Source organism: Kribbella sp. NPDC006257, from assembly GCF_040613535.1.
GTDB lineage: Bacteria > Actinomycetota > Actinomycetes > Propionibacteriales > Kribbellaceae > Kribbella.
In genome coordinates this window covers 1-12,227 of the sequence record NZ_JBEXSJ010000001.1, presented here as the reverse complement: position 1 = coordinate 12,227, position 12,227 = coordinate 1, and the positions used below count along the sequence as shown (strand labels likewise).

Annotated in this window: 11 protein-coding genes; 3 read left to right on the top strand and 8 right to left on the bottom strand. The window is 68.7% G+C overall.

Going from position 1 to position 12,227, the window contains the following annotated elements; all coding sequences use genetic code 11:
- The first annotated feature begins 55 nt into the window (after nt 1–55).
- On the top strand, nt 56–982 hold the full coding sequence (locus tag ABZ004_RS00055; RefSeq protein ID WP_355677517.1) for a winged helix-turn-helix transcriptional regulator: 927 nt from the start codon (nt 56–58) through the stop codon (nt 980–982).
- Nucleotides 983–997: 15 nt separating this feature from the next.
- On the opposite strand, the gene ABZ004_RS00050 is transcribed toward ABZ004_RS00055, so the two are convergent.
- Nucleotides 998–2,227, bottom strand: coding sequence for an SGNH/GDSL hydrolase family protein (locus ABZ004_RS00050; RefSeq protein WP_355677516.1), 1,230 nt, complete (start codon nt 2,225–2,227; stop codon nt 998–1,000).
- Nucleotides 2,224–3,117: an alpha/beta hydrolase gene (locus tag ABZ004_RS00045; RefSeq protein WP_355677515.1), complete on the bottom strand. Its 894-nt coding sequence runs from the start codon at nt 3,115–3,117 to the stop codon at nt 2,224–2,226. Before ABZ004_RS00045 ends, ABZ004_RS00050 begins: the two co-directional genes overlap by 4 nt.
- A gap of 66 nt (nt 3,118–3,183) precedes the next feature.
- Here ABZ004_RS00045 and ABZ004_RS00040 point away from each other — a divergent pair, with 66 nt between their 5' ends.
- A complete protein-coding gene (locus ABZ004_RS00040; protein WP_355677514.1) occupies nt 3,184–3,855 on the top strand; it encodes a helix-turn-helix transcriptional regulator in 672 nt (223 codons plus the stop codon).
- Nucleotides 3,852–4,547, top strand: a complete 696-nt coding sequence (locus ABZ004_RS00035; protein WP_355677513.1) for a 4'-phosphopantetheinyl transferase superfamily protein — start codon at nt 3,852–3,854, stop codon at nt 4,545–4,547. Before ABZ004_RS00040 ends, ABZ004_RS00035 begins: the two co-directional genes overlap by 4 nt.
- A gap of 35 nt (nt 4,548–4,582) precedes the next feature.
- Here the strand turns inward: ABZ004_RS00035 and ABZ004_RS00030 are convergent, their stop codons facing one another.
- The 6 genes from ABZ004_RS00030 to ABZ004_RS00005 all read right to left on the bottom strand — a co-directional run.
- Nucleotides 4,583–5,827 carry a glutamate-5-semialdehyde dehydrogenase gene (locus ABZ004_RS00030; RefSeq protein WP_355677512.1) on the bottom strand — a complete coding sequence of 415 codons (1,245 nt, stop codon included), beginning with the start codon at nt 5,825–5,827 and terminating at the stop codon, nt 4,583–4,585.
- A gap of 109 nt (nt 5,828–5,936) precedes the next feature.
- The gene (gene proB, locus ABZ004_RS00025) at nt 5,937–7,058 is read right to left on the bottom strand and encodes a glutamate 5-kinase (RefSeq protein WP_355677511.1); all 1,122 of its coding nucleotides are present in this window, start codon (nt 7,056–7,058) and stop codon (nt 5,937–5,939) included.
- 56 nt (nt 7,059–7,114) lie between these two features.
- On the bottom strand, nt 7,115–8,758 hold the full coding sequence (obgE, locus tag ABZ004_RS00020) for a GTPase ObgE (RefSeq protein WP_355677510.1): 1,644 nt from the start codon (nt 8,756–8,758) through the stop codon (nt 7,115–7,117).
- A 215-nt stretch (nt 8,759–8,973) separates the two neighbouring features.
- Nucleotides 8,974–9,234: a 50S ribosomal protein L27 gene (gene rpmA / locus ABZ004_RS00015; protein ID WP_112245816.1), complete on the bottom strand. Its 261-nt coding sequence runs from the start codon at nt 9,232–9,234 to the stop codon at nt 8,974–8,976.
- Between the two features lie 12 nt (nt 9,235–9,246).
- The gene (gene rplU / locus ABZ004_RS00010; protein WP_112245818.1) at nt 9,247–9,564 is read right to left on the bottom strand and encodes a 50S ribosomal protein L21; all 318 of its coding nucleotides are present in this window, start codon (nt 9,562–9,564) and stop codon (nt 9,247–9,249) included.
- Between the two features lie 125 nt (nt 9,565–9,689).
- Nucleotides 9,690–12,227: Rne/Rng family ribonuclease (locus ABZ004_RS00005; protein WP_355677509.1), on the bottom strand; the 2,538-nt coding region annotated here is incomplete at its 5' end.

Genomic DNA, 12,227 nt, shown 5'->3' with positions numbered 1-12,227 from the left:
TGTTAGGAACTTAGTTGGGTGGATAGCGTGGTGGCAACTTGGAAGGGGTGGGGCTGTGCGGCGCAGCAGCTACTCGCCTGAGCCGGACTGTGCGATTGCGCAGTCGCTCGGGGTGATCGGCGACGGCTGGGAGCTGTTGATCGTCCGGGATCTGGCGCGCGGGGTCGATCGGTTCGACCTGCTGGCGGAGTCCCTGCAGATCTCCCGGAAGGTGCTGACCGAACGCTTGAACGGGTTGCTGGACGGCGGGGTCATCGAGCGTACGGCGTACCAGGAACGGCCCACTCGGTATGCGTACCAGCTGACGCCGCGCGGGAAAGCGCTCCTTCCGGTGCTCGTTGCGCTGCAGGACTGGGGCGACCGCTGGCTCCTCGGCGACGGCGAACTCACCGGCACCAACACCGCCGACGAAGCACCCGCCCACCGCGTCCACGAACTGGCCGGCCGCAAGATCCCGCACGATCTGTTGCTTTCAGCAACCAACGCGGGAGCCCGAGAGGTCGGCGCGGGAGCGGGAGAGGTCGGCACGGGAGGGGTGCTTCGCGACGTCGTCGATGTCGCCGCCAGGGGGACCGTGATCTTTGGGTATCCCGCGACGGGGCGGCCCTCTCCCTTGCCGGTTGGGTGGGAGGAAATCGCCGGTACTGCGGGGTGCACGTTGGAGAACAAGTTGTTCGCGGAGCGCGCGGGTGAATTCGCTGAAGCCGGGATCGCCGTACACGGTGTGAGCACGCAGCGTCCGGACGAGCAGAGAGCCTTTGCCGAGTTGGAGAACATCCCGCATACCCTGCTCTCCGACACCGACTTGACCTTGGCCGCGGCGCTCCGGCTCCCGACCTTCCGAGCGGGCGGTTACGAGCGCCTCAAGCGCATCGTCCTCATCGTCAAACCAGACCGCACGATCGCCGCCGTCCGTTATCCCGTCACCGACATCCCCGAAGCCGTCAACTGGGCCTTCGACATCGCCCGCCAGCTGACCTGACAGAGCTGGGTGCAGTCAGAGGCTCGCCAGGTCGACGGCGGCTGCCATCGCGCGGTAGCCGGCGTCATTGGGGTGCAGGCTGTCGCCCGAGTTGTAGAGGGGATTCAAGGCCTGCGGATCGGCCGGATCGGCGACCGCCTTGGCGAAGTCGACCACCGCGTCGTACTCGCCCGAGGTGAGGATCCAGTTGTTCACCTGTACGCGGATCGCCTCCGCGCGCTCGAAGTCGGCGGCAGGGATGTAGTCCGCCTTGAACGGCGTCATCGTCCCACCGACTAGCCGCACGCCACGGGCATGTCCGGCGCAAATAAGGCTCCGATGTCCACGAATGAGGTCCGCCGCCGTGATGCGTTCAGTGGTCCCACAGCCGAAGTCACCCTCGCTGTCCCAGATATCGTTCACGCCCTCCGCCACGATGACGGTTCCTGCTCCGGGCTGGTCGAGGGCGTCCCGCCGGAACCGCGTGAGCCCTTTCTCGCCGAAGCACGGCAGCTCACTCAGCAGCAGGTTCCCGGAGATTCCGGCGTTCACCACCGGGCGTCCGGTCCTGACCAGGCGCTCCGCCAGGGCGTCGGAGTAACGGCGATCGGCTCCGACCGTGGAGTTGTGCCCGTTGGTCAGCGAATCGCCGAAGGCGACGACCGTTCCTCGGCGGCCGATCACGTCCACCCCTGCCAAGTAGAAGAAGGAATGGCTGGTCGCGCCGGTGAATGCTGTTCCTCCGACGTCGGAGCTGTGATCGCCGTCGGCGAGATAGGTGGTGGTCAGACCGTCCCCATGCAAGGTGGCGGGTCCCGTCGATCCGGCGAGATAGAGCGTGATCGTCAGGTGCTCCAAGGGGCCGGCGAACAACCCGATGGGGTCCGAAGCACCCAGTCCGCCGGCCCGGATGATGGTCGATCGCACTCCGCGGAATGTCAGTTCGCGCAGGCTTCCTGGTTGGATCGAGGCGCCGTCGCGGGTTCGGCCGACTGTGGCGCGAGTGACGCGGAGCGGCGATACGCCGTACTGGTTGGACAGGCGGATCCGCAGCCGGCTGGCGCCGGTGCTGACGCGCACTACCTGCCGGATCGTCTGGTGGTAGAAACCTGGCGAGTCACTACCCGGCGGTTGCATCGCAGAAATCCAGCTGGCTGACCACGACGACGATGGCGCGGGGCGCGGAGAGGCGCTCGCCAGGGCGGGAAAGGTGGCTGCGAGGCCGGAGATCAGGGCCGCCGCGACGATCGTCGTACGGATGCTCATCGGTTTGCGCCGAAGAACGAGCGAACCTCGACGGCGATCCTGTTGACCGCATCGGCGCTGCCGGTGGAATTGATCGGGCTGGGATCGCTGGAGGAACCGTGGTCGAGACCGTCGAACTCGATCACCCGACTGCGTGGGAGGACCTTGGCCAGGGCGTCCCGGCCGGGCTTGAGGAACGACAGGCCCTTACTGCCGCCGAGGAGCAGTACGTCGGCCTGCACGGTACGAAACTCGTCGACCCGGCCGGCCAGCTCGACGATGAGCGCGCCTTCGTGGTGCACGGTCGGCCCGAGCTTTCGCAGCGTGATGTCGTCGGGACCGGCCTTGCGGTCCTCCTTCTGCATCGCCTTCTCGGTGATGGCAGCCAGCAGCCGGCGGGGCAGCACCTTGAAGATCGCCGGCGCCAGTTCGAGGCCGTACATGCTGGTGATCATCGCGGCCGCAACGTTGCCTTGGGCAATCTCCTGGTCGAAGCGGGACAGCCAGGCGGCGTGCGGCGTGCCGTCCGCGACCAGCGCCGGTTCGTAGACAGCGACTCTGCGCAACGTCGGCAGCGTCCGCGCGGCCTCCAGGACGATCGCTCCGCTCGCGCTGACTCCGAACGCCAACGTCGCCCCGGCTTCGCGCAGGACGGCCTCAAGGTCCTCCACCTCGGTCCGGGCGCAGTGGTCGTGACGATGCGGACCGGACAGGCCTCGGCCGCGGCGATCCGGCAGATAGACGGTGAAGTCGTCGGCCAGCGCCTGGGCGAGCAGCGTGTGGCTGCGCGCCGACTCCATGCTGCCGTGCAGTACGACGACGGCCGGTCCCTGACCGGTCTTCCAGTAGCCGATGGAGGTTCCGTCCCGGGACTCAACCGAGCCCGCGACCAGTTCTGCGAGGTTTGTCATGGAGAGATAGTTACATGGCATCTAGTTACATTGCAACTAGTTTCGCAAGCATCGTATGCTGACCCGGTGAAGCAGACCCTCCGCCGTTCACCCCTGGCGCTCGCGATCCTTGGGCTGTTGGAGAACGGTCCGATGCACCCGTACGGGATCCAGCGCCTGATCAAGCAGTGGGGCAAGGACCAGGTGGTCAACGTCGGGCAGCGCACCAGCCTGTACCGGATGATCGCCCGGTTGGAGGAGGACGGCCTGATCACCGCCGGCGGCACCGAGCGGGACGAGCGCTATCCCGAACGCACCACGTACCACCTGACCGACGCCGGCCGGGCAGTTTCGCGGCAGTGGCTGACCGAGATCGTCGCCACCCCGCGCAATGAGTTCCCAGAGTTCCCCGCAGCCCTTTCGTTCCTGATGCTGCTGGATCCGCAGACCGCGATCAGCCTCTTCGAGGAGCGTCGCGACCACCTCACCCAGCGGATCGCCGAGCTCGAGGCCGAGCTGACCTCGCAGTACGAAGGTGCGCCGGTTCCCCGGGTCGTGCTGCTGGAGACCGAGTACGCGCGGGCGGTCGTCGAGGCCGAGTCGCGCTGGCTCACCGCCGTCCTCGACGACCTCCGCAGCGGGGCGCTGACCTGGGTCGCCCCGGATGCCGCCAAGGCGTCCGAGGCTGCCAAGGCGCCAGATGCTGCCAAGGCGCCGGGGGCTGCCAAAGTGCCGGGTGCTGCAAAGGTGAACGCGTGACGGCGGTGGAAGTGTGGTGGGCGAAGATCGGTGACGTCCGCTGGGAATTGATCGCCGAGCTCGACGAGGCCGAACGCGGTCGCTTGGCCGCGTACGCGCGGCAAGAGGACAAGGACCGGTTCCTCCTCGGCTGTGCGGTGACCCGCCGGGTGCTCGGGATCCACCTGATGATCCCGCCGTCCGACGTACGGCTCGACCGGAAGTGCGAGGATTGCGGCCGGCCGCACGGGAAGGTCAAGGTCGAGGGCATGCAGCTGTCCGTCTCGCACTCCGGCGACCTGATCGGGGTCGCCTTCCACCCCACCGCACCGGTCGGCCTCGACGTGGAGAAGGTCGATCTCGGCATCGACGCGAACTCGCTGGCTGTGGTGAGCCTGGCCGAGTCGGAGACCAAGGAGCTGACGAAGTACGAGCCGGCCGATCGGGCGCGCGCCTTCACGACGTACTGGACGCGCAAGGAGGCCGTCGTCAAGGCGACCGGTGACGGAATGCGGACCGACCTGCGCCGCCTCGTCGTCAGCCCGCCGGACCAACCCGCCGCGCTACTGGAATGGCCCGGGTACGACGGGCGCGTGCAACTCGACGATCTCGAGATCGGTTCGGACTACGCCGCCTCGCTCGCGATCCTCAGCCCCGATCCGGTCACCGTCAACTCCATCGACGCCGCTCCACTCCTCAAGCAGACCGGCTAGCCGAAAGCAGAGCCGGCTAGCCGAAAGCAGACCGGCTAGCCGCGGACCTGGCCTTCACCGATCACCACGTACTTCGTGGACGTCATCTCCGGCAGCCCCATCGGCCCACGCGCGTGCAGCTTCTGGGTCGAGATCCCGATCTCCGCCCCGAAGCCGTACTCGCCGCCGTCGGTGAACCGCGTGCTCGCGTTCACCACCACCGCCGCCGAATCCACCGCCTGGACGAACCGCCGCGCGGCCGCCTGCGACCGGGTGATGATCGCGTCGGTGTGACTCGAGCTGTACTTCCGGATGTGCTCGACCGCAGCCTCCAGCGACGGCACCACGGCAGCTGACAGATCCAGCGAGCTGTACTCCGTGCCGTAATCCTCCTCGGTTGCCGCCACCACATCCTTGCCAGCGGCAACAACCGTCGGATCACCGTGCACCGTCACACCAGCGGCAGCCAATGCCGGCAAGGCCGAAGCCAGGAACGCGTCAGCCACATCCGCGTGCACCAGCAGGGATTCCGCCGCGTTGCACACGCTCGGCCGCTGGGTCTTCGAGTTCAGCAGGATCGTCAGCGCGAGGTCGAGATCGGCCTCGGCATCCACATAGACATGGCAGTTGCCGACCCCGGTCTCGATCACCGGCACCGTCGACTCCGACACCACCGTCTGGATCAACCCGGCGCCACCACGCGGAATCAGTACATCGACCAGCCCGCGCGCCTGCATCAGTTCCTTGACGGCGGCGCGATCGCCGGGCACGCCCTGGATCACGTCGGCAGGCAGCCCGGCCGACGCGGCGGCGGACCGCAGTACGTCGATGATCGCGACGTTCGACGACGCCGCCGAGGACGAGCCGCGCAGGAGCACCGCGTTGCCGGACTTGAGGCAGATGCCGGCCGCGTCGGCGGTCACGTTCGGGCGGGCCTCGTAGATGATGCCGACGACGCCGAACGGCACCCGCACCTGGCGGAGCTCCAGCCCGTTCGGCAGTGTGTAGCCGCGGACGACCTCGCCGACCGGATCGACCAGCCCGGCCAGCTGCTCGAGACCTGCCGCCATCGCGTCCACCCGCGCCGGGTCGAGCGCCAGCCGGTCCACCGTCGACTCCGGCGTACCGGATTCGCCCGCGGCGGCGACGTCCTTCGCGTTCGCCGCGACGATGGCCTCGGTGTTCTCCCGCAGCGCCGCCGCCATCGCGTGCAGCGCGGCGTCCTTGGTCGCGCGGGAGGCCGCCGCCAGCGCGTACGACGCCTCGCGGGCCTGCCGGCAGATTTCGATGATCTCGCTCACCCGCCCATCGTAGGCCCGCTCCTCTCCCCGCCCCCACCCGTCTCGCCAACGCTTGCGTCCGAAGAAGTGGACGGGACGTCCCTCCGCTTCTTCGGACGCAAGCGGTCGGTCAGAGCAGCACGAGGTCGTCGCGGTGGACGACCTCACGCTCGTACGCCGCGCCGAGCTCGCGCGCCAGATCCCGGGTCGAGCGACCCAGCAGACCGGGCAGCTCGGCCGCGTCGTAGTTCACCAGGCCGCGAGCGATCACCAGGCCGGCAGGTGACACGAGATCGACCGGATCGCCGGCGGAGAAGGAGCCCTCGACCGCGCTGATGCCCGCCGGAAGCAACGACGTACGGCGCTCTGTCACCGCTCGAACAGCGCCTTCGTCGAGCACCAGCCGCCCGAGTCCGGAGGTCGCGTGGGCAAGCCACAGCAACCGGGTCTTCTGGCGCCGGCCGGTCGGGTGGAAGAGCGTGCCGACCTGCTCGCCGCGCAGTGCCTCACCGACGCGCCCCGCTGAGGTGAGGACCACCGGAATCCCTGCCTCAGTGGCGATTGCGGCCGCTTCGACCTTGGTCTGCATGCCACCCGTACCGACGCCGGACGACCCGGTGCGGCCGATCTTCAAGCGCGTGAGGTCGGCCGGTCCGCGGACATCGGTGATCATCGTCGTACCGGGTTTGCGCGGATCCCCGTCGTACAGGCCGTCCACGTCGGACAGCAGCACCAGCAGATCCGTGTGCACCAGGTGGCTCGTCAGAGCGGCCAGCCGGTCATTGTCGCCGAACCGGATCTCAGTGGTCGCGACGGTGTCGTTCTCGTTCACGATCGGGACGACGCCGAGCTCCAGCAACCGCGCGAACGTCCGGTAGGCGTTGCGATAGTGGCTTCGCCGGGTGACGTCGTCGACCGTCAGCAGAACCTGACCGACGCGCAGCCCGTGGGCGGCGAAAGCGTCGCTGTAGCGAGCCATCAGCAGTCCCTGGCCGACCGACGCGGCCGCCTGCTGGGTGGCCAGATCCTTCGGTCGCGACCGCAGTCCCATCGGCGCGAGTCCGGCCGCGATCGCACCGGACGAGACCAGCACGACCTCGGTCCCCTCGACCCGGCGCGCGGCGAGCGCGTCGACGAGCAATCGGAGCCGCTCCAGGTCGATCCGGCCGCGCTGGGTCAGCGACGACGAGCCGACCTTCACCACGATCCGGGCCGCCTTGACGACCTCTGGGCGTTGCACCACGTCCCGCATCAGTTGTCCTGACTCAGTGCGGCATCAGCGGGACCGGCGTCGTCGACGGCCTCCGGTCATGCGTTCTGGTTGTTGCTTTCGGCATCGATATCGATGATCTCACCGGCGGCGAACCGGCGCTCGGCCTCCAGCTCCTCGGCGGCGGCCAGCTCGCGCGCCTGTTTGCGCGCCAGCCGCTCGGCAGCCTTCTGGGCCGCCTTCGCCTCCGCCGGGGTCAGGTCGACCTCGTCCTCGACCCAGCCCTTGCCGTACTCCGACAGGTCCTTCGGGCGCTCGATCTCGCCCTCCCGCCGCAGGTGGTACTCGTAGTCCTTCTCCTTGCGGCGCTGCGCCGCCGGACGGTCCTCGTCCAGCCGCTGGTCCTCGCCGCGGCGCGCCAGCAGCTCCGCACCGGCCTGCACCTCGGGGGCGAAGTCGAAGACGACCGCGTTCGGGCCGTCGCCGATCGTCACCTCGTCGCCGGCCACCGCGCCCAGCTCGAGCAGCTGGCGCTCGACCCCGAGCCGGTTCAGCCGGTCGGCCAGGTATCCGGTCGCCTCGGCGTTGGTGAAGTCGGTCTGCCGGACCCAGCGCTCGGGCTTGTCGCCCTGGATCAGCCAGGCACCGCTCGGGGTCTGCTTGACCTTGAACTCCTGGCCACCGGTCGCCCGCGGACGGAGGATGATCCGGGTGTTGTCCGGCTTCTCCTCCTCGGACCGGCGCTTGACGACGATCTCCGCCATCGCGAACTTCAGCGCGTCCAGGCCTTCGTGGCTCGCGGTCGAGATCGGGAACACCTGCAGGCCACGCTCCTCGAGCTCGGCCCGCACCATCTCGGCGATCTCCTTGGCGTCCGGCACGTCCACCTTGTTCAGCGCGACCAGCCGCGGCCGGTCCTCCAGCCCGCCGTGCGCCGCGAGCTCGGCCTCGATCACATCGAGGTCGCTCAGCGGGTCCCGACCGGGCTCGTACGTCGCGCAGTCGATCACGTGCACCAGTGCGGCACAGCGCTCGACGTGCCGGAGGAAGTCGTGGCCGAGGCCCCGGCCCTCACTCGCGCCCTCGATCAGACCTGGTACGTCGGCCACGGTGAAGATGTGCTCACCGGCGACCACGACCCCCAGGTTCGGGATCAGCGTCGTGAAGGGGTAGTCGGCGATCTTCGGGCGGGCCCGGCTGATCGAGGCGATCAGCGACGACTTGCCCGCGCTCGGGAAGCCGACCAGACCGATGTCGGCGACGACCTTGAGCTCGAGCACGATGGTGCGCTCTTCGCCGTCCTCACCGAGCAGGGCGAAGCCGGGAGCCTTGCGGCTGGAGCTGGCCAGCGCCGCGTTCCCGAGGCCACCCTTGCCGCCGGCGGCCGCGACGTACTCCGAGCCGTGGCCGACCAGGTCGGCGAGCACCTCGCCTTCCGGCGTACTGACCACGGTGCCGTCCGGGACGGGCAGGATGATGTCGCCGCCCTTGCTGCCGGCCTGGTGATCGCCCTTGCCCTGCGCCCCGTTCGTCGCGTGCCGGTGCGAGGAGCGGTGGTAGTCGACCAGCGTGGTCTGGTCGAGATCGACGCGCAGGATGACACTGCCGCCGTCACCACCGTTACCACCGTCCGGGCCACCGAGCGGCTTGAACTTCTCGCTGTGCACCGAGGCGCAGCCGTTTCCGCCGTTGCCACCGGTGACGTGCACCGTGACACGGTCGACAAAGCTGGGGATCGCCATCGGTGTTCAACTTCCTGCTGGGTGAATGCTGTACCGCGCCCGCCGAAGCGAAACGCCCTTCCTGCTGCCGTACTACGCCCCGCCGGGGCGGAACGCCTTCGTGCTGCCGTACTACGCCCCGCCGGGGCGGGGCACCTTCTTACATAGCCGAAGGGCGGGTCGCGCTATTCCGCGACCCGCCCTTCTCAGGCTTGTTACTCGTCCGGGTGGCGAAATTACTCCGCCGGGGCCGGGACGATGTTGACGACGCGGCGCCCACGACGGGTACCGAACTCGACGTGGCCCTCGGCCAGCGCGAACAGCGTGTCGTCGCCACCACGGCCGACCAGGTTGCCCGGGTGGAAGTGGGTGCCACGCTGGCGGACGATGATCTCGCCGGCGTTGACCAGCTGGCCGCCGAAGCGCTTCACGCCGAGACGCTGTGCGTTGGAGTCGCGACCGTTACGGGTCGACGCTGCTCCCTTTTTGTGTGCCATGTCTGTATCAGCTCACTTCTTCTTGGCGTCGATCGCGGTGACCTTGACCTGGGTGTAGTGCTGGCGGTGCCCCTGGCGCTTGCGGTAACCGGTCTTGTTCTTGTACTTGAGGATGTTGATCTTCGGGCCCTTGGTGCGGCCGAGGACCTCGGCCGAAACGGCCACCTTGGACAAAGCGGCGGCGTCGGCCGTCACGGTGTCGCCATCGACGACGAGGACTGCGGGCAACGACACCGTGTCGCCGACCTGATCAGTCAGGCTGTCGATCTCGATGACATCGCCGACGGCGACCTTCTGCTGGGTGCCGCCACTGCGCACGATCGCGTACACCGTGGATCTCACTCTCTATTGTTCGGAAGACTTACGGAGCTGCTCACACATTCACACAGCCCACACAAAGGAGGCACGCGAGACGCGCGCCGAAGCTTGAGTTTACGGCGCGCGTCACGAGCGGGTCAAACTGGGGTGGACGCCAACTCCTGGGAGCCGACCTGCTGGTCGTTTCCACTGTTGCCTGCGTCACCATCATTACTGCTCGCATTGCTCCGGCTACGGCTACTCCGCCGCCTCCGGGTACTGCCGTTCCGCCCGGAGCTGCTCTGCTCCGGAGTCTCCTGGGCGGCCTCTGCAGACTGCTCAGGAGCGTCGTTCGTTTCCCGAGCCTCGGCGGCTGCCGGGGCTTCGGACGTTTCGTGGGCCTTTTCGCCGCTGGCGAGGGTGGCGGCGGCGATCTGGGCGAGCTTCTGAGCGGCGTCGTGGTTCGACGGGGTGTCCGTCGACTCGGCGTGCTCCTCAGTGCCCTCGCCACGGCCACGGCCGCGACCGCGTCCCCGGCTGCGGGAGGTCTTCTTGGCGGCGGCTTCGCCGTCGCCACTCTTCTGCTCGCCGCCGTTGCCGTTGCCACCCTGACCGCCGGTGCTGCTCTGGCCGCCGCTCTGGGCGGGCTGGCTCTGCTGGCCGTGGTTGTGCTGGCCGTTCTGCTGACCGCCGCGGCTGCGGCCGTCGTCGGCGCGACGGCGCGACTCCTTCGGCTCGTCGTGCAGGATCAGCCCGCGCCCACCACAGTGGTCGCAGTTCTCGCTGAATGCCTCGAGCAGACCGGTGCCGATCCGCTTCCGGGTCATCTGGACCAGCCCGAGCGAGGTCACCTCGGCGACCTGGTGCTTGGTCCGGTCGCGACCCAGGCACTCCACCAACCGCCGCAGTACGAGATCGCGGTTGAGCTCCAGCACCATGTCGATGAAGTCGATCACGATGATGCCGCCGATGTCGCGCAGCCGGAGCTGGCGGACGATCTCCTCGGCCGCTTCCAGGTTGTTCTTGGTGACCGTCTCCTCGAGGTTGCCCCCGGAGCCGGTGAACTTGCCGGTGTTGACGTCGACCACCGTCATCGCCTCGGTGCGGTCGATGATCAGCGAACCGCCCGAGGGCAGCCAGACCTTGCGGTCGAGCGCCTTCTTGATCTGCTCGTCGATCCGGAAGTTCGAGAAGACATCGCCGTCGCCGGCCCACTTCTCGACCCGCTCGGCGAGGTGCGGCGCAACGGACGCGACGTACTCCTTGACCTGGTCGAAGGCGTCGTCGCCGGAGATGACCAGCTTGGTGAAGTCCTCGGTGAACAGGTCACGGACCACCCGGATCAGCAGATCCGGCTCGCCGTGCAGCAGCGCGGGCGCCTGGCCGGACTTCGACTTCTTGTCGATTTCCTCCCAGAACGCCTGCAGGCGGCTGACATCCGAGGTCAGCTCCTCCTCGGTGGCGCCCTCGGCCGCGGTCCGGACGATCACGCCCGCCTCGTCCGGGACGATGTCCTTGAGGATGCCCTTCAGCCGGTTCCGCTCGGTGTCCGGCAGCTTGCGGCTGATCCCGCCGTTGCCGCCGCGCGGGACGTACACGACGTACCGGCCGGGCAGGCTGATCTGGTTGGTGAGCCGGGCGCCCTTGTGGCCGATCGGGTCCTTGGTCACCTGGACCAGGACCGCCTGACCGGACTTGAGCACCGACTCGATCTTGCGCGGGCCGTTACCGGCGCCGAGCGTCGCCCAGTCCACCTCACCGGCGTACAGGACCGCGTTGCGGCCCTTGCCGATGTCGATGAACGCGGCTTCCATGCTCGGCAGCACGTTCTGCACGCGACCGAGGTACACGTTGCCGATCAGCGAACTCTGCTCGGCGGTCGTCACGTAGTGCTCGACGAGCACGTTGTCCTCGGAGACCGCGATCTGGGTCAGGTCGTCGCGGGCCCGGATCACCATCGTCCGCTCGACCGACTCGCGGCGGGCCAGGAACTCGGCCTCGGTCACGATCGGCGCCCGGCGGCGACCGGCGGCGCGGCCCTCACGGCGGCGCTGCTTCTTCGCCTCCAGCCGGGTCGAGCCCTCGACCGCGGTGATCTCGTTCGAGACGGTCTTGGTACTGCGCGGCTCACGGACCCGTACGACGATCTCCTCCGGGTCGTCCGGTGCCGAACCGCTGTCCTCACCCTTGCGGCGGCGACGACGGCGACGGCGGCGCGAGGAACTGCCCGCGCCCTCCGCGTCGTCCTCGGCATCGGTCTGCTCGTCGGTATCGTCCACGTCGGACTGGCCCTCGGCGTCGTCCTCGGACTCGTCGTCGTTCTCGTCCGCGCTGTCCTCGGCACCCTCGCCGGCCTTGCGGCGACGACGGCCACCGCGGCGGCGGCGACGGCGGCGGCTGCCCTCGGCACCGTCCTCGGACTCGTCGTCCGCCTCGGCGTCGGACTCGAGCGTGTCGTCGTCGGCCTCGATCTGGCGGGCTTCTTCGAGCACCGGCTCGGCGCGGTCGGCCGCGACCTCCTCGGCGTCCCGGCTGCGCCGGCTCCGGCGACGGCGGCTGGACGGGGTCCCGCCCGGCTGCTCGTCCTCGGCCTCGGGCGCGTCGGCATCGATGGAGCTCGGTCCGCGAGTTCCATCCGCCAGCCACTTCACGACATCTTTGAGCACATACCCCGCCAGCGCGAGGTGACCCTGGAC

Bases quoted from the DNA above. Each gene is read 5' to 3' on its own strand.
- obgE (WP_355677510.1), bottom strand. From the start codon at position 8,758: ATGGCGATCCCCAGCTTTGTCGACCGTGTCACGGTGCACGTCACCGGT.
- ABZ004_RS00050 (WP_355677516.1), bottom strand. From the start codon at position 2,227: ATGAGCATCCGTACGACGATCGTCGCGGCGGCCCTGATCTCCGGCCTC.
- rpmA (WP_112245816.1), bottom strand. From the start codon at position 9,234: ATGGCACACAAAAAGGGAGCAGCGTCGACCCGTAACGGTCGCGACTCC.
- proB (WP_355677511.1), bottom strand. From the start codon at position 7,058: ATGCGGGACGTGGTGCAACGCCCAGAGGTCGTCAAGGCGGCCCGGATC.
- ABZ004_RS00045 (WP_355677515.1), bottom strand. From the start codon at position 3,117: ATGACAAACCTCGCAGAACTGGTCGCGGGCTCGGTTGAGTCCCGGGAC.